At 59.3% G+C, this 23521-nt stretch carries 21 protein-coding genes; 10 read left to right on the top strand and 11 right to left on the bottom strand.

The features are described from left to right. Positions 1–211: 211 nt before the first annotated feature. The gene (locus ACZ5AL_RS05605; RefSeq protein WP_464512739.1) at positions 212–703 is read right to left on the bottom strand and encodes a dihydrofolate reductase; all 492 of its coding nucleotides are present in this window, start codon (positions 701–703) and stop codon (positions 212–214) included. A gap of 154 nt (positions 704–857) precedes the next feature. Between ACZ5AL_RS05605 and ACZ5AL_RS05610 the strand changes: the two genes are divergently transcribed. Continuing rightward, a complete protein-coding gene (locus ACZ5AL_RS05610; RefSeq protein WP_464512741.1) occupies positions 858–1688 on the top strand; it encodes a UbiA family prenyltransferase in 831 nt (276 codons plus the stop codon). 41 nt (positions 1689–1729) lie between these two features. Further along, positions 1730–1879, top strand: coding sequence for a hypothetical protein (locus ACZ5AL_RS05615; RefSeq protein ID WP_464512742.1), 150 nt, complete (start codon positions 1730–1732; stop codon positions 1877–1879). Positions 1880–1910: 31 nt separating this feature from the next. On the opposite strand, the gene ACZ5AL_RS05620 is transcribed toward ACZ5AL_RS05615, so the two are convergent. From ACZ5AL_RS05620 to ACZ5AL_RS05650, 7 genes are all read right to left on the bottom strand, one after another. Then, on the bottom strand, positions 1911–3011 hold the full coding sequence (locus ACZ5AL_RS05620; RefSeq protein ID WP_464512743.1) for a BamA/TamA family outer membrane protein: 1101 nt from the start codon (positions 3009–3011) through the stop codon (positions 1911–1913). Positions 3012–3093: 82 nt separating this feature from the next. Next, positions 3094–4404 carry a glycosyltransferase gene (locus tag ACZ5AL_RS05625; RefSeq protein WP_464512744.1) on the bottom strand — a complete coding sequence of 437 codons (1311 nt, stop codon included), beginning with the start codon at positions 4402–4404 and terminating at the stop codon, positions 3094–3096. After that, a complete protein-coding gene (locus ACZ5AL_RS05630) occupies positions 4404–6935 on the bottom strand; it encodes a hypothetical protein (RefSeq protein WP_464512746.1) in 2532 nt (843 codons plus the stop codon). Before ACZ5AL_RS05630 ends, ACZ5AL_RS05625 begins: the two co-directional genes overlap by 1 nt. A 56-nt stretch (positions 6936–6991) precedes the next feature. After that, positions 6992–7288 (bottom strand): Asp-tRNA(Asn)/Glu-tRNA(Gln) amidotransferase subunit GatC, encoded by a 297-nt coding sequence (gatC, locus tag ACZ5AL_RS05635; protein ID WP_464512747.1) that lies wholly within the window; start codon positions 7286–7288, stop codon positions 6992–6994. Positions 7289–8114: 826 nt separating this feature from the next. Next, complete coding sequence (locus tag ACZ5AL_RS05640; RefSeq protein WP_464512748.1) at positions 8115–8954, bottom strand: sigma-70 family RNA polymerase sigma factor; 840 nt, start codon at positions 8952–8954, stop codon at positions 8115–8117. Positions 8955–9019: 65 nt separating this feature from the next. Continuing rightward, entirely contained in the window at positions 9020–9214 is a 195-nt protein-coding gene (locus ACZ5AL_RS05645; RefSeq protein WP_464512750.1) for a hypothetical protein, read from the bottom strand. A 283-nt stretch (positions 9215–9497) separates the two neighbouring features. Continuing rightward, positions 9498–11066 carry a GH3 auxin-responsive promoter family protein gene (locus tag ACZ5AL_RS05650; protein ID WP_464512751.1) on the bottom strand — a complete coding sequence of 523 codons (1569 nt, stop codon included), beginning with the start codon at positions 11064–11066 and terminating at the stop codon, positions 9498–9500. Between the two features lie 283 nt (positions 11067–11349). Here ACZ5AL_RS05650 and folP point away from each other — a divergent pair, with 283 nt between their 5' ends. From folP to ACZ5AL_RS05680, 6 genes are all read left to right on the top strand, one after another. Continuing rightward, positions 11350–12171 (top strand): dihydropteroate synthase, encoded by an 822-nt coding sequence (folP, locus tag ACZ5AL_RS05655; RefSeq protein ID WP_464512752.1) that lies wholly within the window; start codon positions 11350–11352, stop codon positions 12169–12171. A 9-nt stretch (positions 12172–12180) separates the two neighbouring features. Continuing rightward, the gene (gene cdaA / locus ACZ5AL_RS05660) at positions 12181–12966 is read left to right on the top strand and encodes a diadenylate cyclase CdaA (RefSeq protein WP_464512754.1); all 786 of its coding nucleotides are present in this window, start codon (positions 12181–12183) and stop codon (positions 12964–12966) included. A gap of 32 nt (positions 12967–12998) precedes the next feature. Next, a complete protein-coding gene (locus ACZ5AL_RS05665; RefSeq protein WP_464512755.1) occupies positions 12999–13652 on the top strand; it encodes a protein-L-isoaspartate(D-aspartate) O-methyltransferase in 654 nt (217 codons plus the stop codon). 826 nt (positions 13653–14478) lie between these two features. Further along, positions 14479–16077, top strand: coding sequence for an L-aspartate oxidase (nadB, locus tag ACZ5AL_RS05670; RefSeq protein WP_464512756.1), 1599 nt, complete (start codon positions 14479–14481; stop codon positions 16075–16077). 328 nt (positions 16078–16405) lie between these two features. Continuing rightward, positions 16406–18367, top strand: a complete 1962-nt coding sequence (locus ACZ5AL_RS05675) for an aconitate hydratase (RefSeq protein WP_464512758.1) — start codon at positions 16406–16408, stop codon at positions 18365–18367. Positions 18368–18817: 450 nt separating this feature from the next. Next, entirely contained in the window at positions 18818–19618 is an 801-nt protein-coding gene (locus ACZ5AL_RS05680) for a squalene/phytoene synthase family protein (RefSeq protein ID WP_464512759.1), read from the top strand. Positions 19619–20008: 390 nt separating this feature from the next. Here the strand turns inward: ACZ5AL_RS05680 and ACZ5AL_RS05685 are convergent, their stop codons facing one another. Further along, complete coding sequence (locus ACZ5AL_RS05685) at positions 20009–20515, bottom strand: hypothetical protein (RefSeq protein ID WP_464512760.1); 507 nt, start codon at positions 20513–20515, stop codon at positions 20009–20011. A gap of 142 nt (positions 20516–20657) precedes the next feature. Between ACZ5AL_RS05685 and ACZ5AL_RS05690 the strand changes: the two genes are divergently transcribed. Together ACZ5AL_RS05690 and ACZ5AL_RS05695 are read left to right on the top strand one after the other, a co-directional pair. Then, complete coding sequence (locus ACZ5AL_RS05690) at positions 20658–21893, top strand: acyl-CoA dehydrogenase family protein (protein ID WP_464512762.1); 1236 nt, start codon at positions 20658–20660, stop codon at positions 21891–21893. Positions 21894–21923: 30 nt separating this feature from the next. After that, positions 21924–22313, top strand: a complete 390-nt coding sequence (locus ACZ5AL_RS05695; protein WP_464512763.1) for a hypothetical protein — start codon at positions 21924–21926, stop codon at positions 22311–22313. A gap of 79 nt (positions 22314–22392) precedes the next feature. Here ACZ5AL_RS05695 and ACZ5AL_RS05700 read toward each other — a convergent pair whose 3' ends face one another. Further along, complete coding sequence (locus tag ACZ5AL_RS05700) at positions 22393–22854, bottom strand: RES family NAD+ phosphorylase (protein WP_464512764.1); 462 nt, start codon at positions 22852–22854, stop codon at positions 22393–22395. Between the two features lie 45 nt (positions 22855–22899). Beyond that, on the bottom strand, positions 22900–23358 hold the full coding sequence (gene parS, locus ACZ5AL_RS05705) for a type II RES/Xre toxin-antitoxin system antitoxin (protein WP_464512766.1): 459 nt from the start codon (positions 23356–23358) through the stop codon (positions 22900–22902). Positions 23359–23521: the final 163 nt, after the last annotated feature.

Below are 23521 nucleotides of genomic sequence, written 5' to 3' on the forward strand. Positions count from 1 at the left end.
GGGTGGTGTACTCCTCCAACCGTCCACACGTGCATACCTCCATACTTCAACGACGCATGCGGAGTTGGTATAAACCGTTCAATGGTATCCGACCCAACGGCCTTCAATTCCGGAACGCCGCTAGATTGTATCTTCTGGGTGTCTTGATTCGGACGCTGGAGCGTTCCAACAGACCGTGTTGACAGCAGGAGTCCGCGGTGGTGGGGGGGCGTCACACACGCTCGTACGTCACAAACGCGAACCCATCGCGCTCATCGCGCTGCACTTCGGCAAACGTATCGCCAACTAAGTGCTTGTACGGCGGGAAAAACGTATCCCCATCGTATGCCCCCTCCACCTCGGTGAGTTCAAGGCGGTCGGCTCGTGGCAGGAACTGCTCATAAATCTGCTGCCCGCCGCCAATGTAGAGGGTCGCATCGTCAGCAACTGCGTTGAGAGCAGCCGGAATTGAATCGTAGGTTTCGACATCGGGATAGGTGTCGAATGTCTTTTGCGTGGTGAGGATAAGCTGTCGCCGATCTGGAAGCGGGCCGCCAAACGTTTCGGTGATCGACTCAAACGTGCGGCGGCCCATGAGGAGCGGGTGTCCGGTGGTTAGTTGTTTGAAACGCTTTAGATCCTCAGGGAGGTGCCACGGCAGGTCACCATCGACGCCGATGACGCGGTTGGAGCGAGCAACGGCAGCAATCAGAACAATTGTCACGGGCGAATGGGAGCAAAGAAGAAATAACGACGGACAAGCCATACGGAAGATTGTCGTTGCGCTTCCCATTGAACATGGGGCTTTGCCACGAATTGAATCAGCCGGATCTGTTTGTGCTAACTTCGTGGTTGCAACTCACAACTGTTTGGCTTCTTTGGTGTCGATAACGCAGCGGGTGCGGTGGTGGTTGGTCAGCGATCCGTTGGTGGTGGCAGGCATTGCTGCAGCGCTGCTCATCAGCACCTATGCGTTAGCAGGGATGCCCGTATCGTGGCCTGTTCTCTTGGGCGTGTCAGCCGGAGCGGCGTTGGTGTATCGGTGGGATCGGACGCCAGGCACCGCGGAAGAAGATGCTTATCACCGTCCAGCGCGCCGGGCGTGGATGCGCAGGTACCGATTCTATTTGAACATCTGCACGGTAGCATATGTGCTCGTCGCCGGATGGGCGTTTCTCCAGTTGGAGGCTGTGGTGCAAGGAGTTGCTGTGGGCTTAGCGGCGATCAGCGCGGCGTATGTATGGCCGTCGTGGCGTCTAAAGCGCATTGGGGTGTTGAAGACTCCTCTGGTGGCGGGAGCGTGGGCGCTGGGCGTCACCTTGGTTCCGTTATTGCAAGGAGGGGCATCCGCTCTTGTCATAGGTGGATTCGTCGCTTACCGTTTCCTGTGGCTGGTTCCTAACATTTTGTGCAGCGACTGGGCCGATCGCAGTGCGGATGCGAAAGCAGGGCTTACCACCTGGGCGCATCGTCTTGGACACACCGGTGTGCGATGGGTGGCGGCTGGATGTGCGGCGTGGGCCACAGCAGGCGCGCTCGCAATGGCGTGGAGCACAGGGAACAGCCTCTGGTTGGGGGAGGCGGTTGGGGCCGCCCTTCTCGCATACGGTACGGCCCACTGCCCTGCACAGCCTGACGAGCGCTACCGCGTCGCCCTTGACTTGTGGATGGCTTTTCCGGGCGCATTGGTGCTGGTGATGTGGGGCTAAAGGAAAGTGCGATGTCCGTGAACCCCATAGCTCTGCAGTTTATGCACAACGCATCCGAAGAAGAGCCAGAGTTGGTGGGGGCGTCTCGGTTTGAGAACGCTGGAGCGTCCGCACTTCGTCGCGACGCGGAGGGGCCGAAGGTCATGCCTGTTGTACATCGCGACCAGGGCGCGCGGGCTCATGGACACTGAGCAGCAGGACATCTCGACTGCAGGGCGGTGATCAGAACGGCTGCGAGGCGGTCATATACAATCCGGTGCCTTCGCGACCAATGGCGTAATCGATGCGTACTCGCACGCCCGCTTCGTTAAGCCGATAACGGAGGCCGGCGCCAATGCCCCATTCGGGGGGATGGGCAGTGAGGGCTGCCAGACGAGGCGCTACGGTGCCCAGTCCGGCAAAGGCGGCGGTTTCCACGCGCCAAAAAAGCGGAATGCGCCACTCGGCCTGTGTCATTACATAGACTGCATCGCGAAACCGGCCCTCGCGATAGCCACGCATGCGCATGGGGCCTCCCAGTTTCGGAAGGGCTGTAAAGGGGGCTGTTCCTGCAATGGTTTCGGCATATGCCTGAATCGTAAGCGCCTGGTTGCGGAGCAGCGGAATGTACTGTTGAGCATCTGCTCCGACTCGGGTGAAGCCATGGGTGCCCCACCACGAAGGATAGACCACCGCATAGCCCGTAAATAGGCGTCCGCGTCGCGGATAGTAGACGGCATTGCGAGTGTCATATGTGAGGACTGGTCCCAGTCCAAACACGCTGCTGCCGCTGTGCCCAGGCACCTGTTTGGTGTCCAACAGACCGCCCTCCGTGATCTCTGTGAGCACATCGTGGCGTCCCAGAAATTGCAGGCCGGCGCGCCAATCGCCTAAGACCTGCCACGTGCCCTGCACATCTATCGTCACGAACCGGGTCGTCATGTCCTCCTCTTGCGTGGCTGGTGTGCGTGGGCCTACACCAAAAAACGAAGTCGGAAAGAACTGCATATCCACCTCATTCCAACTGCGCCATTGATCCTCTGCGCCAAACCATTCGAGACGGGCATACACCTGATACTGTCCTTCAAGCGTTACACTTGCGCTGGCAGAAAGCGACGAGGTAGGGCGTGCCGGTCGATCCCAGAAAAACCCGCTTGTTATGCCGCCACCCACATTGGTTTCGGGCGTGTAGTAGCCATTGGGCAGCAGGTACCAACTAAACGAAGTCGTGCTGGTGTCGGGCGGTGAGAGTCCGGGTATGCTGGCCGATGAGAAGGGGGACGCCATTACGTTTCCTGCCACCCCCAGAATCAGTATGCAAACAAGGTAAGCAGGGCGCATCATAGCGATGAGGGGGAGCGTTCAGTCATCCACGAGAAGGGTATTGACACGGTGGTATTATGAGGCGCGCCTCGGCACACTGATGTCATGCGGAAACGGCGTCGTTCAGGACAGCGGCCATGCGTTGTCCTTGCACCGTGCGGGTGTGGGGGCGTAGTGCTCGCGGATCGGCTCCAGACACGGGCCTGCCTGCTTCCCAGGCGGCATAATGCGCTTCGATCATTGTTTTGATGGCGTCAACATCGGTGGGCGCGTGCATGGCACCGGCCTCGTGGTCGCGCAGCAGCACGGCGGCATCGCCAGCGGGGGGACCTACGCCAAGCACCGGACGCCCCGCAGCCAGGTATTCGTAGAGCTTGCTGGTAATCATGCCGTTCGCTGCAGGAAACGATTCAATAGCAAGCAGCAACAGAGCGCTTTGCGTCATGTTGCGTACGGCCGTTGGATGCGGCACAAACGGAATCACCTTGGTGCAGGTCCACAGCCCGCGCTGCTGCAGCGACGCCTGTACGATCGGAGCAACCGATCCGATGAGGCGCAGCTGTAGGTTTGGAATGGCCCCGTCGTGATGTAGTGCGGCCAGCGCATCCCATACGCCAGTCGGATTGCGATTGGCGTACAGGCTACCCACATGCGACACAACAAAGCGATCGGTGCGAACGGGAGCGGTATGCTCGATAAAAGTGCTGGGCTCAAATCCGTTTTCAACCACAGCCCCTACCGTGGCTCCTTTGTTAGAAAAGAGGTGCATCCAGGTGGGGCTCACCGTGGTCACGCGGGTTGCGTGCTGTAGTACGCTGCGCTCAAGGGCTGCATCCAAACGGCGGGCCCAGTCGGTGTGTGGCAGTTCGTCGTAAAAGCCAATGTCGGTCCATGGATCATGCAGATCGGCGATCCAGGGTACGCCATGAAGCTGCTGCAGAAGGCGTCCGGTGCAGTGCACGGAGTGCGGGGCGCCACTGGTAAGCATGGCATCGAAGCGGTGGGAGCGAAGCAGTTGGGTGCCGCGTGTCACAGCAAAGGGCAGCCATCCGATTCGGGCATCTGGAAGAAACACGTTGGCGCGGATCCACCGGGCCAGCCGTTCGATCCAGGAGGAGGCGCCGGGGTCAAACGATCCGGACGGCACGGCCTCTTGCACGTCAGATGAGCCTGTCAGTCGGGCGTACAGCGCATAGGGGTCCAGCGCCCGCGTTCGGTGGATGGGCACCTCAGACGGCAGCTCATGCAGTAGATCAGGATCTGTAGAGGGGTATGTGCCAGATGCTACCGTGAGCACCTCCACATCCCACCCCTGTGCGGGGAGTGTGCGCACAAACTGCAGGATGCGCTGAACAGCGGGGCCGCCCGCAGGCGGCATGTAGTAGGCAACAAGAAGCAGGCGACGGCGCGGCATCAGGTAGGTTCGGTGGGCGAAGGGGCATCGGAGGCGGTGCGGCGGCGCCACCACGGCAGGGCAATGAGCACGATAATGCCGAGGTACACGCTGGCTGTGGCAACCTGTGCGATAGCGCCCCCAACGCGGTCGGAAGCGGGCTCGAAGCGCATGGTAAGCGTATGCTCGCCCTCGGGGATGACCACGCCTCGCTGCAGGTAGTTGACCCGATGGATGGGCACAGGATCGCCATTCAGATAGGCGTTCCATCCGGCGGGGTAGTAGACCTCGTTTACCACAAGCAGGTGCTGCCCACTGGTGTTGAGTGACCACTCGATCTTGGGCGGCGTGAAGGTGTTGAGCTCCACCGTGGGGGGCGCATCGTCTGAAATAGGATCTAGATTCGCGTCAAGCGGCTGATGCTTGAACGCCTTGGCTCGCAAGTCGGTGTTGGTGTCGGCCAGGCGGCGCCAGAGCGTTTCGTTGTCGGATTCGACTTCTACGTTATCCACGAAGAAGGCGCGGGGCAGCGCATCGGGGTTTTCGAATACCTGCAGACCGGTTTCGGAGCCCTGATACACCGGCTCGGTGCCGGGCAGCGCTTGTTGCCCAATGATGTATCGCCCGGCCATCAGATCGAGCGCGCCTTTGTTGGGGCCTTGCGGACGGTTAGGCTCCAGAATGAAGTCGAGGTAGTCCTGATAGAGGCGCAGTTTGGCTCCGTGATAGCCACCAATCGACTCGTAGTGAAACGAGGGCATGGCGTTGTTCATCGGGTTCATAGCCATGGGATAGACGCGGAAGTGGCCGGGCCCGCTGGCCTCGTCGGCGCGGCCCATGATGAAGCGATCCACATCGTATTCAGGAATCTCCCGGTCGGCCTGCCGGGTGGAGGAGAAGTCGTCTTCGCTGAGGTGACGCTGCGCGACGCCCCACAGATCAACCAGGACGAGGGCTGCCAATGCAACGCCAATAATCCACGGTGCGTGGATGCGGTCGGTTCGGTACGCCCAGATGAGTGCGGCCGCCAGCACCACGAATAGGAGCGTCCGTTGCGCATCCGACTGAAACATCGCCTGCCGCTCCTCGCGCTGATCGGCCATCTCGCTGCGGATAAATTGCTGCACTTGCGGGTCGTCGATCGAAAGGTCGGGGCGCTGCTGCTGGATAGCTTGCTCGATTTGGGCACGCTCATCGGGGTTTTCGAAGGAAAGGATGGCATCGCCCCCAACCCAGAGGAGGAAGGTGAGTCCGGCCACTGCGCCGAAGGGGAGCAGGCTGTCGCGCATGGAGAGCGCCTCGGACTTGTTGCGCCGCCGCTTGCGTGACGGGGTGGGTCGTTTCAGGAGGGCGTGTAGTCCGAGCGCGGCCAGCAGTACGATGGCGAGGACGGTGATGGTCATCCACGTTTCGGGGGTGCGGAACGCCGAGAAGTAGGGGAAGACCTCGAACATGGGCCGGTTGATCCAGCTGGCGTGGTGGCCCATGGCAAAGAGGCCGGTGAAGAGGGCGCCGAGGCCGAGAATGAGCGTGAGGCGGGTGCGGACTTTCCAGAGGGCGAGTCCGGCCAGCGTCACCACGATGCCGCCTATGTAGTGAGGGCCTTCGGTAAACGGTTTGGGTCCCCAGTAGGATTGTCCGCCGCCGCCCATGGCATCAGCAATGAAGAGCGTCAGGAACTCGCTGGGGCCCTGGCTCCATCGCATGGCGTAGTCCCAGTCGAGGCTGCCGCCGCCTGCTTCGCCGCCCGGGTCGGCGCCGCGGATGGAGAAGTCCTTGTACTCAAAGGTTGCCCAGTAGGGATGGATGACCATGATGAGCCCGATGGCGGTTCCCAGGGCCAGCCATCCGGTGGCCTTCAGGTGGGGCGTCCATTCCGAGGAGCGCCCGGCGCGCACGGTTTCCACGATCCACCAGATGAGCGCCAGCATGAGCACGTAGTACGTGATCTGCGGGTGGTCGGCGCGCAGGTGGAGGCTGAGGGCGACGGCAAAGAGGAGGCTGCTGAGCAGGCCGGGCCTTCGCATGCCGTACGCGAATGCCATAAGCAGATAGGGCGCGTAGGCGATGGCTACGAACTTGGTTTGATGCCCCGCTCCCAGGATGATAAACAGGTAGGAGGTGAAGCCAAAGGCCAGGGCTGCGAGCAAGGCGGCCCAGCGGTCGCGCCCCAGATAGAGCACGAGTGCGTAGAGCCCTGCCATCAGCAGGAAAAAGTGAGTGGTAGGCCACAGATAAGGTCGCAGCGCATCGATGGCGGTGTCAATCTGCGGCGCAGCGGGGGCATACCGGACGTGATAGCCGGGCATCCCTGAGAAGATGTTGGGCGCCCACAGAGCACGTTCGCCAGTTTCGGCTTCATACTGATCCATCGCTTCGGCCATGCCGCGCCACTGCAAGATATCGCCCCCGTGCAGTCCCTGTCCGCCAAAATGGAGGGGGGCGAAGTAGAACAGCGAGAGCACAAAGAAGGCCAGCAGCGGCAGCCCGTGATGCAGTGCCAGAGTTTTCCAGTCGGAGCCAGGCGAAAACGAGTGGGACGAATCAGCCATGCGGAGGTGGCAAGCAGATCAGAAACGGGTGGGAGGCAGCTTTACAGACAGCGGGGTTACCCATTCGACTCGATGACACGCGGCACGCGAAAGTGCTCGCCATCGGTGTCGGGGGCGTTGGCGAACGCGTCGTCGCGACTGATGCGCTGTTCAGGATCATCGGCACGTGTGGCCGTTTCGGGGTCGATGCCGTGGGCACGGGGCGGTACGCCGGCGGTGTCGAGTTCGTTAAGTGTGTCGATGTAGTCGAGGATGCGACTCATCTCGCTGGCCAGTTGCTCTTTTTCGTCGTCAGAGAACGAGAGGTGGGCCAGGTCGGCGATGCGTTCGACTTCGTCGGGTGTGAGAGCCATATCAACAGAGGGCGCGCGGGTAAGCAAGAACAAGCAGAGGGCCGTTCATCCGGTAGGTGGATCCGGATGAATGGGAGTGCGGTAGCGCTACGTTAGGCGCAATGGGCAGTTCCTAGTGTTGTGTCACAGGTCAATCTTCGGGCAACACATGTAGCCTCTAACGTATCGAGAATAACTCACAATCTTGTCATTGCGAGCGCAGCGACGCAATCTCATGCTATCAGACCGGATGCAGCCGCCCAATCAACGGCATGAGATCGCACCCCAGGAGTACTCGTTCGCTGCGCTCACAGCGCCGCGTCAGTTGCAGGGCTCCCTCCTCGCGATGACAACTTCGGACCACAACATTCAGGTGTGACACACCACTAAGTAGAGACAGGCATGAAGTTGAGGTTTTGTGCGTTTCAAATCGGTATCATGTGCGCCCCGACGTTGTTAATACACGCTCTCATTCGTACGGTGCTGCGTTTCGCATAAGTGACTAATATATTTGATTTGGCAGAATCCCTCCCCCTAAATCCCCCTCCTATGAGGGGGATTTGAGGGGGATTTGAGGACCCCCTTCCACGGTTCCTTCCTCCTCGGGGAGGAAGGGTAAGATGGAGGGGAAACCAACCGGCAATCTCCAAAACCATTGTTGAGGTCACTTAGGCGGTTGCAGTGGACGCACAAACGCCCCGCAGATTCAACCACGGGGCGTTTGAAATGAAGGCACACAGCGCATGTACGTTCCGGTTTCCCCATCGAATTTCCCCGCCGAACAGGCGGCGGTGCGGGGTGATGCCTGTGCTGTGTACGTAGGCGTGTATCAGTGCGTCAAATCGATCTACTTGGCGTGAATTTGAAGGTCTTCGCGACGGTGCCGCTTGCGAAGCTTGCGCAAGGCTTTTTCTTTGATCTGGCGGACGCGCTCGCGGGTCAGGCCGAAGCGTTTGCCAATTTCTTCGAGCGTAAGCGGGTGCTCGCGTCCGATGCCGAAGTAGAGGCGTGTGATTTCGGCTTCGCGGTTGTGCAGGTCGTTGAGGGCCCGCTCGATGTCGATTTTGACCGATTCGCCGAGCATCTCATCGTCGGGGGCATCCGACTCGTCGTCGGGGAGCACGTCCAGCAGGCTATTGTCATCTTCGTCGTTGAACGGGGCATCCACCGAGAGGTGGCGGCTGGTGTGCTGTAGGGCTTCGCGCACCTTCTTTGGTTCAATCTCCAGCTCGTCGGCCAGCTCTTCGATATTGGGCTTGCGCTCGTACCGCTGCTGTAGGCGCGCACTGGCCTTGCGGATCTTCGAGATAACGCCAATCCGGTTGAGAGGCAGGCGAACGACGCGGCTTTGCTCGGCGAGTGCCTGCAAGATGGCCTGGCGGATCCACCATACGGCGTACGAGATAAATTTGAATCCACGCGTTTCATCAAAGCGCTTGGCGGCTTTAATGAGGCCGTAGTTGCCTTCGTTGATCAGGTCGGAGAGCGAGAGGCCCTGGCCCTGATACTTTTTGGCGACCGATACGACGAAGCGGAGGTTGGCGCGGGTGAGTTGATGAAGGGCTTCTTCGTCGCCTTGCTTGATGCGTCGGGCCAGTTCTACCTCTTCCTCGGGTTCGAGCAGGTCGATCTTCCCGATTTCCTGAAGATACTGATCCAACATGCGTTGCTCGCGCGGAACGTACATAAAGCTCCTAGGGGTTTATGGATGCAATGGTGACGATGGGGGCGGAGCGCAGCGTAGTGCATGCGCTACACCAGAATATGTAGTGGTGTAATCGAAAGCACGAGGGGGGCGGTGCGTGGCTTGTTCAGCGGACGCCCATCCAGGGGCCTGTCGTGCAATGGAGACAAACGGCGTGGCGGCGGCCATTCGTGTTGAGCACGTTCTAGACGGTATCCTGCTCCACAGGCTGCAACGGCGCGATAGGGAGCAGGAGCGGCCATAGCGGAGATGAGCAGGCTGCGTCAACGGCCACAGGGCGGCATAGAAGGGCAAGAACGGGGCCGGCCACATCTTGGGCCGTGCTGTCCCATCATTTCGGTCGTTGAGAGAAAATACCACTACGTCGTATTGGTTTCCAACGGATCTATAGATGGGCCGCGTGCTGCTCCTTCACCACGAGCCACGTAACGCCTTGTTCCAACGTGTACCGATCCTGAACAAGATTGCTTTCGATTCAGCGTACCCTGCACACGATGATCGCGCAGGTCGGTCTCAGGTCATGCCTTAGGTTGAAGGCATCGGGTCGGCAGGCGGCGTAGCGGAGGGCTGTACCTTCAGAATCTGGTCGGCCACAGTGCGTTCGGCGCTCATGCGGGGTACCTTGGTTTGGCTGCTCACCTGTTCGTTGGTGGCTTGCATCCAGGCGTAGAAGGTGCCATCGGGCACGGCGCGAATTACAGGCATGCCCACGCCGCGCGACTGCCGGCGAATGTGATAGTGCCGGTTGACCTCATGCAGATGGTTGTCAATGGCCTTGCGGAAGGCCTCCATATCAGGAGGGGGCGTGTCGAACTCAATGATCCACTCGTGGTGCGGAGCCTCGCCCGAGCGCATGGGGGCCGGTGCGATATGGTAGTGGTCAAACGTGGCGCCTGTTGCGTCGCAGGCCGTGCGTAAAGCCTGGCGGGCTTCATCGGAATAGATTGCTTCGCCAAACTTGTCGATCATTTCGCTCGTGCGTCCCGCTACTTGAATCTTGTAGGGATCGAGCGAGGTGAAGCGCACTACATCGCCAACATCGTACGACCACAAGCCGCTAAACGAAGTTGCATAGAGCGCATAGCGCACGTCAGGTTCTACGGTACCAATGGTATGACGGGTGGGGTTTTCGGTGCCGTACTCATCCATCGGCACGAACTCGTAAAATACGCCGTTGTTGAGGTGTAGAAGCAGCGATGGATCGTTTACATCGTCTTGGAACGCAAAGAAGCCTTCCGAAGCGCCATAGGTCTCAATAAAGTCCATGGGGCCGCCGACCGCTTCTTGCAGTTGGTCGCGGTAGGAGCGTAGCGCTACGCCGCCCGATATGAACACCTGCAAGTTCGGCCACACTTCGTGGACGGTGGTTGCGTTGGCGTTGTAGCGGCGGTTGTAGGCGTCAATGACATCTTGAAAGAACACAAGCGCCCACGAGGGGACCATCACCACAAGGCGGATGTCTTGGTCAACGGTGCGTTCGGCAATGGTTTTGAGTTTCTCCTCCCAGTTTTCGATGAACGATACTTCGTTCGGTACTGCTTGGAAGATGGCTTTAAAGAAGCCTGGCGCATGCTTAGCCAAAATACCACTCACTTCGCCTGCATGAGTGCCCGGATAGTTTGGGTCCTCAGCCACGCGTCCGGGAAGGGTAAGGTGACGCCCAAGCAAAAACCGCCATTTGCCGGTTTGCGCCAGGTAGTTGAGTCCTACCCCCACGCTAAAGCCCCGGTTGGAATCAATCATTGAGGGCGTAACCGGCATCACTTTGCCATCGGACACGGTGCCGCTTGAAACAGCAAAATGGTCGACGGTGCCGGGCCACAGCACATCAGCAGCGCCGTTGCGAATGCGTTCGGCATCGGCAGCAATATCGTCGTACGTATGCAGCGGGACGCGGTCTTGGTAGGCCGTTACCACATCGTTTTGCCGCGCTATGCTGGCAAAATTGTAGCGCTGCCCCCATTCGGTGGAGGCGGCGTGATTCAACATGTAGCGCAGCAACTCATGCTGGGTTTGTACTGGTGCACCCCGAAACGTGTGCACACGACGCAGAGGACCTACGTAACGCAGCAACGCTTGAAGAAGAGCATTCATAAACACACACATCAATGAATAAAAGTGGAGCTTCGGTGTATCCGTATACAATTGCTCCTGGGGGAACAGCAAGCACACACCGAAACGCGCAACAATTTTCTACCAAACTGTGGGGGCTGCCGCGCGATTTTATGCGCTGCTTAGTATCCTTTCATGTTCGAAAGGTTCGCCTACCCGCCAATAATTAACCATCGGCGCTATGTTTTCGGCCTCGTCGCATCCTTATGTGCTCTCGTGCGGCGCCCACACGTTAGATTGTCGTACTAGAACACGCATCTTGGGCGTGTTAAATGTAACGCCCGACTCGTTTTCCGATGGTGGGGAGTATCTGGATGTAGACGATGCGGTGGCCCGTGCGCAGACCATGTGGAACGCCGGGGCCGATGTCATTGATATTGGCGGCGAATCAACCCGTCCGGGAGGGCGCGAGTACGGCGAGGGCGCCGCCAAGGTGGCCGAGCAGCGCGAGCTCGACCGGGTGCTTCCGGTGGTCGAGGCGCTTCATGCAGACGCCCCCCACATGCTCCTTTCAATTGACACGTACAAGCCTCGTGTTGCCGACGCCGCGTTGGAGGCGGGCGCCCACATCATCAATGACATCACCGGGCTTCGTCTCCACCCCGAAATGGCTGATGTTGCAGCCAGGCATGAGGCGCCTCTGATTCTCATGCACTCGCGGGGCCGCCCTGGGCAAATGCCCCACGACGCGTCGTACGATAATCTGATGCACTCCCTCCGTACAGCGTTACAGCAGGCGCTTCATACAGCCACCGACGCCGGCGTTACCGACGTGGTACTAGACCCGGGCTTTGGATTTGCCAAGTCGCACGCCGACAACCTGGCCATGCTGGGCCGGTTAGATGCGCTTCTTGATTTGGAACGCCCGCTTCTCGTTGGCGTGTCTCGCAAAAGCAGCATTGGAGCCGCTCTTCAGTCGGCGTCGGCGCCCGCACCGGTTGATGCCCGTTTGTATGGCTCGCTTGCTGCTACGGTTGTTGCGGTTGAACACGGCGCCCGCCTCGTACGCACCCATGACGTAGCTGCCACTGCCGATGCCCTGCGTGTGGCCGATATGATTCGTGATCCTGCTCATCTCACGCCCTAAACTTCTGCGGTGACGCTTCTCGACATTCTACGTATTGGGCCCGGCGACTTCATTGAGGTGGCGCTGGTGTCGTTCCTGCTGTATCAGCTCTACCGGCTGATGAAGGGCACCATCGCGGTTCAAATTTCGCTTGGATTAGGGGCGCTCTTCGCCATTCAATTGGCGGTGTGGGTGCTCGACATGAAAGTGCTGAACATGGTGTTCAGCTATTTCAATCAGGTGTTTGTGCTTGCGGTAATCATCATCTTTCAGCCGGAAGTGCGGCGGTTGCTGTTGCTGTTGGGGCGGAATCCGTTCATCCGGCAGTTTGTGTCTACAGACGGGCAGGAAGAGGTGATCGAGGCCACCGTGTCTGCAGTCAAAGAAATGAGCACAACCCAAACGGGCGCTCTGATGGCGTTTCAGCGTACGACAGGACTGAGGAGCTATGCCGAGAGTGGCGAGAAAATTCAGGCGGAAGTGTCGCGCGACTTGCTGCTTACCATTTTCAATAAAGAGACCCCCCTGCACGACGGAGCCGTCATAATTACCGATCGGCGTATTGAAGCAGCGCGGTGTATCTTGCCCGTATCGACCAGCATGAAACTAAGTCCGCAGCTGGGCCTGCGACACCGAGCGGGCGTGGGGCTCACGGAGCAAACCGACGCGTTTGTGGTGATTGTGTCGGAGGAAACCGGCAACATTTCGGTTTCGCGCGACGGCGCTCTCATATCGAACATTACGCCCGATGAGTTGTCCACCTATCTGCATAATGCCTTGAGCGCGTCGTCGACGTCCGCGCTGGCATCGGCTTAATCGACTCTATTTGATTTAGCGCGCTGTACCGCATGAGTTCTTCTGCGTCCGATCGAATCTACCAACATCGTCGTACACAACTGGTCGAGGCGCTTCGTGACCGCGGCGTGGACGATGAGCGCGTGTTGCAGGCCATTGGACGGGTGCCACGACATCGGTTTGTGGAGCCGGCGTTTCGAGAGCGGGCCTATCAAGACGAGGCGCTCCCCATTGGGCACGATCAAACCATCTCGCAGCCATTTACCGTGGCGTATCAGACGCATCTGCTTGATCTGGTTCCTGGAAGCCGTGTGCTGGAGATTGGAACGGGCAGTGGGTACCAGGCCGCAGTGCTTTGCGAAATGGATTTGCAGGTCTTCTCCGTAGAGCGCCACGCTGCGCTTTCGCACCGTGCGCGTCACCGTCTCAAGACGCTGGGCTACAAGGTGCGGTTGCGCTGTGCAGACGGCACCAACGGCTGGCCCGCGTTTGCTCCTTACGATGGGATATTGGTGACAGCCGGGGCGCCCACCGTTCCCGAGGCGTTGCTCGATCAATTACACACAGAGGGCGGACGGCTGGTGATGCCAGTGGGTCCGCAAGGACAGCACGTCATGCATCGCATCACGCGCCGCGGCCCCGAGCGATACACGCGCTCGACCTTCGACACCTTCCGGTTTGTCCCGCTCGTACGTGATAGCGAGTAATACCAGCTCCGCAGGCTCTGATGGGTAGGAACCCCTCCCAAAAAACCGGCAGTCCCCCAAAAAAACCCTGTCATGGTGAAGCGAAGCCGAACTATCTCCTGCGAAGCTCAGCAGGGGCTGCCGAATCGACGGCTCTGCCCTTCACCGTAGTCATCCTCCCCGGTGATCTGTGGCACGTCGCTAAACACGTACCTTCCCCGAGGAAGAAGGAACCGTGGAAGGCGTTCATCAAGTTCCCCGCAGAGGAGCCGAAGGTCATGCCGGTTGTACATCGCGACGAGGACGCAATCGGGAGTTCGCTCCGGTTGCGTTGTGTATACACCATAGCTCAGAGGAGGGAGATTGAAGGGGAGGGATCCGCCTCACACAACTTGAAATAGGGTACTTGAAAGAGCACGGGGTCGAAAAACGACGAGCCATCGTCCTGTTTTTTAGCAGGCGCTGGCGAATCAAGGGCCCTGCCCCTCCCAAAAAACCTTGTCATGGTGAGCAAGCGAAGGCCCCCCAAGGCCGGAGCGCGTCGAACCATCTCCCCGACGCTCAGCAGGCTCTGATCGATCGAGCGGCCCTGCTCATTTCGAGGGGGATCTTTACTCACTGCGTTCGCCTGTCCCGGACGTGATCCGGGATCTGCTGCGCTCGTGTCAGGACTCCGCCCCTGCTAGACGCAGTTGCTCCGCTCAAGATGACAATTGATGAAGTGAAGTTGGGATAAAGAGAGGCAGGGCACTGAAAGGGAGCCCTCATCCGCGGCCTGTGAAGGAAAGAAACGGGATGCCAGCCGTTACCATTGTATCCGCATCCTTCCATCGACCTGTTGTGCTCTATGTCGATTGCTTCTCGTACCGATTTCCTCGTCATTGGCAGCGGCGTAGCCGGGCTCACCTTTGCGGTTAAGGCGGCTGCGTATGGATCCGTTACCGTCATTACGAAAGACCAGCTTTCCGAAACCAACACCTCGTATGCACAGGGGGGCATTGCTGCCGTTGTGGGTGAGGCCGACAGCCCCGAACAGCATATCGAAGACACGCTCGATGCCGGGGCCGGACTGTGCGATCCGGAAACGGTCTCGGTTGTGGTGAACGAAGGGCCAGAGCGCCTCCGTGAGCTCATTGAGTGGGGGGCGCATTTCACACGCACGAACGGTTCCGATGCGCTCCACCTGGGACGCGAAGGCGGCCACTCGGCCAACCGTATCGTGCATGCCGACGATGCCACCGGAGCCGAGGTGCAGCGCGCTCTGCTAAAGCAAGTGCAGGCGCATCCATCCATCGAACTGCATCCACGCCACACCGCGATCGACCTGCTCACCGAGCACCATCTGGGACAGCACGTAAACCGCATGCGTCCGGATGTGCACTGCTTTGGCGCCTACGTCTTAAATCGCGACACGGGCACGGTGCACACAGTGCGCGCCCGAGCCACCATTCTGGCAGCAGGGGGATGTGGACAGGTGTATCGCCACACGACCAACCCTGCCGTAGCCACCGGCGATGGCGTGGCCATGGCATATCGCGCCAAGGCTCGCGTATCCAACATGGAGTTTGTGCAGTTCCACCCTACTTCGTTATATCACCCCGACGCCGACTCGTTTTTGATTTCGGAAGCGGTGCGCGGGGAAGGCGGACGCTTGTTTAACCAGCACGGGGAGCGCTTCATGCCACAGTACGACGAGCGAGCCGAACTCGCTCCGCGCGATATTGTGGCCCGGGCTATCGACGATCAGATGAAGCGCCATGGCATCGACCATGTGTGGCTCGACATTTCGCACAAACCGGCCGACGCCATCCGCGAGCACTTTCCTACGATTGCCAATACGTGTCAACAGTACGGCATCGACATTACGCAGGAGCCGATTCCGGTTGTACCGGCGGCGCACTACATGTGCGGTGGCGTGCAAACGGATATGCATGGGCGTACGTCTATCCACGATTTGTATGCGATTGGAGAGGTGGCCTGTACCGGACTTCACGGCGCCAATCGGCTGGCTAGCAACTCGCTGCTTGAAGGGCTTGTGTTTGGACACCGTGCGATGAAGGTGACCCGGAAAACCGTGAACGCGTCCTGGCCAGATGTTCAGATTCCGGACTGGGACCACAGTGGCACCGAGCCGCCCGGTGAAGAAGTGCTCATGGCCCACAACCGCGACGAACTGCAGCGCGTGATGTCCAACTACGTGGGCATTGTACGCTCCAACGTGCGTCTGAAACGGGCGGCTCGGCGCATCCACCTGTTGTACGAAGAAACCGAGGCCTTCTACCAGCAAGCGGAAGTGTCTACACGGCTCTGCGAGTTGCGCAATATGATTACCACCTGCTATCTCATTGTACGCAGTGCACGGATGCGACGGGAAAGCCGGGGCCTCCACTACACGCTCGATTACCCCAACCCCAACGCCGAAGAGCAGCGCGCTACGCGGTTGTAGGGGCTCTGTCACCCCTGAAAGTTGTGGTCCAAAATTGTCATCGCGAGGAGGGAGCCCTGCGATCTCATGCCGTTGATTGGGTAGCTGCATCCGGCCTGATAGCATGAGATTGCGTCGCTGCGCTCGCAATGACAAGATTGTGAGTTGTTTTCGGTACGTTAGGGGGCCACGCGTTACCCGAAGATTGGCCTGTGACACAGCAGTAGGGCTGGTTTGTAATTCTTGTGTGACTGCCTACACAAAAGGCCCCAAACCCTCCACCATTGGAGAAGGCTGTGTGTTAAAACATAATGTCACCAATCTCGATCACCAACACCCCACACATATCATGGCGATGAACGTAGCACAAAAACTCATTGATAGCCACCTGGAAGGCGGCACCATGGAACCGGGTGCAGAAATTAAGCTCAAGATGGATCAGACCCTGACGCAGGATGCGACGGGTACCATGGTCATGCTGGAGTTTGAGGCTATGGGTGTGCCCCGCGTGCAAACCGAAGTGTCTGCTCAGTACGTGGACCACAACCTCATTCAGTCGGACTACAAGAACCCCGACGATCACCTGTTTTTGCGTAGTGCGTGTAAGAAGTTTGGGGTATGGTACAGCCGCCCCGGAAATGGCGTAAGCCACCCGGTACACCAAGAGCGCTTTGGTAAGCCGGGCAAAACACTCATCGGGTCCGACAGCCACACGCCCGCCGCAGGGGCCATTGGTATGCTGGCCATTGGGGCCGGCGGACTTGACGTGGCCATGGCGATGGCAGGCAAGCCGTACACCATCAACATGCCCGAAGTGTGGGGCGTAAAGCTCACCGGCGAACTCCCTGATTGGGTGAGTGCCAAAGATGTGATTCTGGAGATGCTGCGTCGCCACGACGTAGACGGCGGCGTGAACCGGATCATTGAATACTATGGCCCGGGCCTCGATAGCCTCAGCTGCATGGATCGCCACGTCATTGCCAACATGGGCACCGAGCTGGGCGCTACCAGCACGGTCTTTCCATCTGATGACGAAGTGAAGCGCTTCCTGCGTTCGCAAGGCCGCGAAGACGACTGGAGCGAGCTCAAAGCCGACTCAGATGCCACGTACGACGTGCACGAGCACATTGAGCTCTCCGAGCTTGTGCCACTGATCGCCAAGCCCAGCAGTCCGGGCAACGTGGTGCCAGTGCGCGAGGTGGAAGGACAGGAGATCTATCAGACGTACGTCGGGTCGTCGGCCAACCCCGGCTTCCGCGATTTCGCGTCGGCAGCCGAGATTGTACAGGGCAAGCAGGTACACGACCGCGTGTCGTTTGACGTGAACCCCACGTCGCGCCAGATTCTGGAGAACCTGATGAACACGGGTCACCTGCAGATGCTTACTCGCGCCGGTGCACGTATCCACCAGGCCGGATGCAACGGCTGTATTGGCATGGGGCAGGCCCCGGCTACCGGACAGATTTCGCTGCGTACGGTGCCCCGCAACTTCCCTGGACGCTCAGGCACGAAAGAAGACGCGGTCTATCTCGTAAGTCCTGAAACCGCTGCCGCTTCGGCCCTGACCGGCAAGATCACCGATCCGCGTGATCTGGAAGAGCTCTACGGTATGAGCTACCCGAACGCCAAGGAGCCCGAGGACATCATCGTAAACACCGATCAGCTTGTCGAGCCGCCGTCGGAAGAAGAGGCCAAGCATCTGAAGCTGGAGAAAGGGCCGAATGTGGTGTCGCTTCCTGAGTTTGATCCGCTGCCCGACGCCATGGAGGTGCCCGTACTCCTGAAGCTGGGCGACGACATCTCGACCGATGAGATTATGCCTGCCGGATCCCGCATTCTGCCGTTCCGCTCTAACATTCCGAAAATCTCGGAGTTTGTGTTTGAGCAGGTCGATGAGTCGTTCTTTGACCGGGCGCAAGCCACCAAAGAAACCGGCCACGCCATTGTGGCGGGCACGAACTACGGACAGGGATCCAGCCGCGAACACGCCGCGCTGGCGCCCCGCTGGTTGGGCACACGCGTTAAGATTGTGAAGAGCTTTGCGCGTATCCACCGCCAGAACCTGGCCAACTTCGGCATCTTGCCGCTGCTGTTTGAAGATGCGTCCGACTTCGATCGCATCGAGCAGGGCGATACGTTGAAGCTGACCGGGCTGCGCGACGCGATCCAGAACGGCCATACGGTAGAGGTGCAGAACGCAACCAAGGGCGAAACCTATACGGCCACCCACGATCTCACCCCGCGTGAGATTCAGATGATCCTTGAAGGCAGTCAGATTGGTGTGGTGAAAGAAGAGTTTGCCACAACATAAAAGTGGGTAGACCACTTTCCGTGTCGCAATGGCGCCCCGTTCCGAAGAGGAGCGGGGCGCTTTCTTGTGGGGTCAAAGCGATAGACCGACGCAGAAAACCACAGCCGAACGGCGAGTGGCATAATCATTTCCGTCGAGGTTCAGCCAAGGTGTTAGAGGGCTTAGGCAAAACGTATAGACGGCAGAGCCGTACAGGCAGGCAGTCCTTTTGATACCAACGCCGTTGATGTATGGAGGTATGGACGTGCGGACGGTTGGAAAAATACACCGTCTACCCTGTTCGCCCTCCACCCATCCATGCGCCCACTCCCACACGAGGCCGAAGTTCGACGGACGGAGTACATCCGGTGTCCGTTAGAGAAGCGGCCTCGCAATGCTTCAACCGGGTCTGGTATGACATGGGACCGCCTTGCCGTACGTATCCATTTCGAATGAACCCGTGTGCCCTTCATGGCCAATACCCCTTTTCCGCGTCCCTACGAAACCGGATGGTCCTTCACTACCCGCTCGGCCGCACAGGCATTCTGGGATTGGCACGATGCGCTGGCTGCGCTTGAGCCAGTCTCGAAAGACGTGCTCCACGCATCTTATGAGGATGTGAAGGCCGGAGCACCCATCCGCATCGTTCCCGATGCCGTGAGCGAGGCGGCGTACGAAGCGTGCGATCGGCACAGCCTAAAGCGTCATTATCTGGCAGTGCAAGTGCGCGGTGTGCACGATCAGCAGCCGCCGGTTCGATTCGATACGGCCGAGGCGCTCAAGCAGTCGCTTCGCCGCTGGATTGTGCCGCACGGTCGCCTGCTGGCCGGACTGATCCGAGGCGCTGACATGAATCCCCGGTCGGTAGATCGCCTTAGCTATGGCTTTTTCCTGACAGCCAGCCTGGTGCAGCTCCCCCAACATCTGGAATCCAACCGGCTCTACATTCCACGTGCCGACATGGAGCGTGCTGAGGTGTCCATGCGCGACCTCAAGCGTGGCACCTGTACTGAGCCCGTTCAAAAGCTGCTCTGGAAGCAGGCCGTTCGTGCACGAGACGCGCTCGCGCGTGGACGTGAGGTGGTGCGCCACCTGTCGTGGCGGCAGTCGTGGCGCTTTAAGTACTGGTGGCTGGGCGCGCTGGAGGTGCTCAGCGAAATCGAACGACGCAACTTTGATGTGTGGAGCGAGCCTCTTTCTATCGGACCGCTGCGCACGGGGCGCGTCCACCTCCAGTCGCTTTTCGGACGCGCCACCTCACGGATGTCGTAATGGTACCGCCGGAGAAATCTCAACGTCCGCCGTCAGCCGATCTGACCCCGCGCACAAGAAACCACCCCGCTCTCCTTCAAAGAGGACACGCGGAAACAGAAGGACGCAGAGCGTCCGCACTTCGTCGCGACGCGGAGTCCTGACACGAGCGCAGCGACTGACGAACGCAGTGAGTAACAATCTCCCACGAACTGGGCAGGGCCGTTGGTTTGCCAGCAGCTGCTGAGCGCCGAGGAGATGTTTCGACGCGCTTCGGGCCCTGGGGGCCCTTCGCTTGCTCAACATGACAGAACATTTGGGTTGAGATGCTTCAACGCGAGTCCACTCCATATCATAACATTCAGGTGTAACACACCAGTAGCTCAATCCCGTGTGGTTCTGTGAGTGCAGCTAAAAAATGACGCCAAACCGGAAGGAGAACAGACCGTGCGCTGAGTCTTCACCGATCACGAGTGCGGGGTTAAACTCGGCAAAAAGCGAAGTTTCTTGCAAGAGCCACACCCGTCCAGCTCCTGCATGTACGGTGGGAGCCGATTCGCTTCCGGTATCGATGGGCAGATAGGCGCCGAATCCCCCTAGAAAGTACGTGCCTTGGGTGGGCGTATCGGTGCGGGTAACGATGAGAGAGATCTGCGGGTCAAAAGCATACGACGCGTCTTCACGTCCACCCAATACAAATCCAGTGAATCCCGACCCAACCCCAATCGAGAGATCTTGATTGATAGGCGAGGAAGCGCGTACTCGAATTCCCGGTCCAAACCCGTCTTGAGTGCTCACAAAGCTGTTAAACCCCACCCCAAACCGCGGACGGTCTTGCGCATGGGTTTCGGCAGGCGTTATGCTCCACAGTAAAACACCTATGAGGAGCAATCCAAGTCCGACTGAAAGGTATCGCATAAGGCAACTATAAACTTTTTAAAACCGTATAGGACGGGCATATCAAACCTATGTGATATGCTGCCAAGGGTCAACTGCTGTCTGGGTTGATTGATGCTTGGCTCCATACTTCACCATAGCTTCCCTTATTTCATCCATGCCTATGTCTACTTCGTCGAATGCTGTTCAGTCGCCTGCCTCGCAATCAACAAGTGAAACGTACGATCCGCGTGCTTTCGCGCCGGTCGATTTTATGGATGTGGATGGGTTGCTTAGTCAAGAGGAGCGCGACCTCCGCGACACGGTTCGGGCGTTCATCACCGACGAGGTAGAGCCGGTCATTGAACAATACGCGCACGACAGCACGTTCCCCGAACAGTTGATTCCAGAGTTTGCCCGGCTGGGGCTGATTGGTCCGCATTTGCCTACCGAGTATGGAGGAGGCGGCCATAACAACATTGTGTATGGCCTCATGATGCAGGAAGTGGAGCGTTGCGATTCGGGACTGCGTTCGTTCTGTTCTGTGATGGGATCGCTCGTTATGTATCCGATCTGGCGTTACGGAAGCGAAGCGCAGAAGCAGACGTGGCTTCCGGCGTTGGCGCAAGCCGAGAAAATAGGATGCTTTGGGCTCACCGAGCCCAACCACGGTTCCAATCCCGGCGGGATGGAGACGCGCGCTGTAAAAGAGGGCGACGAGTACGTGCTGAACGGCCACAAACGGTGGTCAACCAACGCTTCCATTGGTGATGTGGCGGTGATCTGGGCAAAAGACGAAGACGATGTAGTGCGCGGGTTTCTGGTGGAGTTAGATCGCGAAGGCGTACGCACGCCGCCGATTGATGACACCTGGTCGCTACGGGCTGCCGTTACGTCTGAGGTGATTCTCGACGATGTGCGGATTCCAGCAACCAACCGCCTGCCCGAGGCCAAAGGGCTTGGTGCTCCGTTATCGTGCCTTACGCAAGCGCGGTTTGGCATTGCATGGGGCGTGGTGGGCGCGGCCCAGGCCTGCTTCGACGCCGCCCGTCAGCATGCCATGAACCGCACGCAGTTTGGCAAGCCCATCGGACAGTTTCAGCTGGTGCAGGAGCGGCTCGTTGAGATGGCGCAGTCGATCACTGCCGCCCAGCTCATGAACTGGCGCCTGGCTACGCTTAAAGACGACGGCACGATGCGTCCGCAACAAGTGTCGATGGCCAAGCGGCAGAACTGCGAAATGGCGTTAGAAGTAGCCCGTTCAGCCCGCCAGGTGCTCGGGGGCGATGGCGTGACCAGCCGCTACCCGGTGATGCGCCACATGGCGAACTTAGAGTCAGTTATCACCTACGAGGGAACGCACGAAGTTCACACCCTGGTGGTTGGCCAAGACCTGACCGACCTGAACGCCTTTGCGTAACCGCTCTCTTTCAGGAATCTCTTTCGTTCCATGCTTTCCGACGACACCCTCGCAACGCTCGACAACTGTGCTGCGGACTGCGATGCCGCGCGCAGCGATCTCGAATCGACACTCGCTCGCGCCGAACGCGCCGATACCGACGACGCTCGTGCCGAGGCGCTCAAAGCTGCCGCGGACGCACTCCAAGACTGGCAAGACGCCCAGCAGCAATTTATGGACACCGTGGCCGCTTCCAACGTGTCGGACATTGCGATGGCAACGCTGCTGCTTAAAAACAAGACGGGCACCGATGCCATGAACGCCCGGCGTGGACTGCCGGGCGCATCCGTTGAAGGCACCGACCAACCGCTCGATCTTGATCTGAGCGGCATGCGGGGCAGTTTACTCATGGAGGCCGTTACGACGCATCTGGAGGCGTAACGCTGTGCGCGCCCCAATCGCTGGGGCAGTTTTACCTGTTTGGCCGGGTCGGGTACAACCTCTGGATCGGGCTTCCACCTCATGAAGAGGCAGCCAGGCGTGTATCCACCGAAAAGGGCATTGGATCGCTGATGGAGAGCGTGGCGAAATCGGGATGCTGAATGTTCAGAAGCATGTTGTGCTGTATGGGCGCTACGGCTGAGGGGACTTGAAGGGCGACCGACCGTTGCTGCTGGTGCCAGAACGTGCCAATCTGTTGTGTGGACCTGGGCCATGGCCAGGCCTGCCAGTCGTCGAGCAGCGATTCGTCTGGTACGGTGAGCACGTGAGCATCTTCGTCGAGTTCGATACGGAAGAGCACGTAGTCAGCAGTGATAAGGTCGGCGCGGCCGGTGTGCACGAGCGTTTCGAGAAGGGCCGTTGCCGGCTGGTCGGCGGCGTACACCATCGGGATGCCCTGCTCATGCCAGCGGCCTCGCCCTCGGGATCCGCGAAAGGCTGTATCGGCATATACGGATTTCGTGAGACGGTAGACGGTCATACAGCGATGTGTCAGCCAAGCAGGGCGAAGCGGAAATGCGCAGTATCAGGCCGCGCCTGTTTCGTCGATCGTCGTAAGCAGGTCTTCTACCTCGCGCAGTCCGGGCTCAGTATCCAGCCGCTGCAGAGGCGTTTCGCCATTGAGGAGCCCATGCGGTGTTTTGAGCCAGGTACGCGCCGCGTCGTCCGATGCAAACGCGGTGCGGCTGCGCTGCCAGATGTGAATCAGGCGCCAGAGGCGGTCCGACTCTGCTGCGGTGAGCGCACTGCCCTGCTTGCGGCGCCGCTGCAACGTACGCACCGATGTACCCAGTACGCCCTGCAGATCCGACGCGTCGAGGTCGAGCGCTTCCGTTACAGCGTCGAGATCGGCCATGCCCAGGCCGTCTCGCACCTGGTTGATGGCGGGCGGTGTGTCCGGGGCCTCAGATCGGGTGGACTGGAAGGCATGAAGGGCGTCTTCAAACGCAGCTTGGTCGGCACGCTGTGGCACGGAGGCAGGCATAGCGGAGCATGTGTGTATGAGATGACAAGACACAGACTTTTATGCGACAGATGTCGCCCCTGTTTCCGCATGCGTCGCACCTGCCGTTTGTATGGTCTCGCTCTACCAGCCGCATGCGCCCGGTAAGCAGTTCTTGTTTCATGTCCTACAAGGGCCGTGCGCG

The sequence above is a fragment of the Natronotalea proteinilytica genome (assembly GCF_055379935.1).

Bases quoted from the DNA above. Each gene is read 5' to 3' on its own strand.
- parS (WP_464512766.1), bottom strand. From the start codon at position 23,358: ATGCCTGCCTCCGTGCCACAGCGTGCCGACCAAGCTGCGTTTGAAGAC.
- ACZ5AL_RS05685 (WP_464512760.1), bottom strand. From the start codon at position 20,515: ATGCGATACCTTTCAGTCGGACTTGGATTGCTCCTCATAGGTGTTTTA.
- ACZ5AL_RS05690 (WP_464512762.1), top strand. From the start codon at position 20,658: ATGTCTACTTCGTCGAATGCTGTTCAGTCGCCTGCCTCGCAATCAACA.
- ACZ5AL_RS05625 (WP_464512744.1), bottom strand. From the start codon at position 4,404: ATGCCGCGCCGTCGCCTGCTTCTTGTTGCCTACTACATGCCGCCTGCG.
- ACZ5AL_RS05680 (WP_464512759.1), top strand. From the start codon at position 18,818: ATGGCCAATACCCCTTTTCCGCGTCCCTACGAAACCGGATGGTCCTTC.
- ACZ5AL_RS05675 (WP_464512758.1), top strand. From the start codon at position 16,406: ATGGCGATGAACGTAGCACAAAAACTCATTGATAGCCACCTGGAAGGC.
- ACZ5AL_RS05615 (WP_464512742.1), top strand. From the start codon at position 1,730: ATGCACAACGCATCCGAAGAAGAGCCAGAGTTGGTGGGGGCGTCTCGG.
- gatC (WP_464512747.1), bottom strand. From the start codon at position 7,288: ATGGCTCTCACACCCGACGAAGTCGAACGCATCGCCGACCTGGCCCAC.
- ACZ5AL_RS05630 (WP_464512746.1), bottom strand. From the start codon at position 6,935: ATGGCTGATTCGTCCCACTCGTTTTCGCCTGGCTCCGACTGGAAAACT.
- ACZ5AL_RS05620 (WP_464512743.1), bottom strand. From the start codon at position 3,011: ATGATGCGCCCTGCTTACCTTGTTTGCATACTGATTCTGGGGGTGGCA.
- ACZ5AL_RS05700 (WP_464512764.1), bottom strand. From the start codon at position 22,854: ATGACCGTCTACCGTCTCACGAAATCCGTATATGCCGATACAGCCTTT.
- ACZ5AL_RS05650 (WP_464512751.1), bottom strand. From the start codon at position 11,066: ATGAATGCTCTTCTTCAAGCGTTGCTGCGTTACGTAGGTCCTCTGCGT.
- nadB (WP_464512756.1), top strand. From the start codon at position 14,479: ATGTCGATTGCTTCTCGTACCGATTTCCTCGTCATTGGCAGCGGCGTA.
- ACZ5AL_RS05665 (WP_464512755.1), top strand. From the start codon at position 12,999: ATGAGTTCTTCTGCGTCCGATCGAATCTACCAACATCGTCGTACACAA.
- ACZ5AL_RS05645 (WP_464512750.1), bottom strand. From the start codon at position 9,214: ATGGCCGCTCCTGCTCCCTATCGCGCCGTTGCAGCCTGTGGAGCAGGA.
- ACZ5AL_RS05640 (WP_464512748.1), bottom strand. From the start codon at position 8,954: ATGTACGTTCCGCGCGAGCAACGCATGTTGGATCAGTATCTTCAGGAA.
- ACZ5AL_RS05695 (WP_464512763.1), top strand. From the start codon at position 21,924: ATGCTTTCCGACGACACCCTCGCAACGCTCGACAACTGTGCTGCGGAC.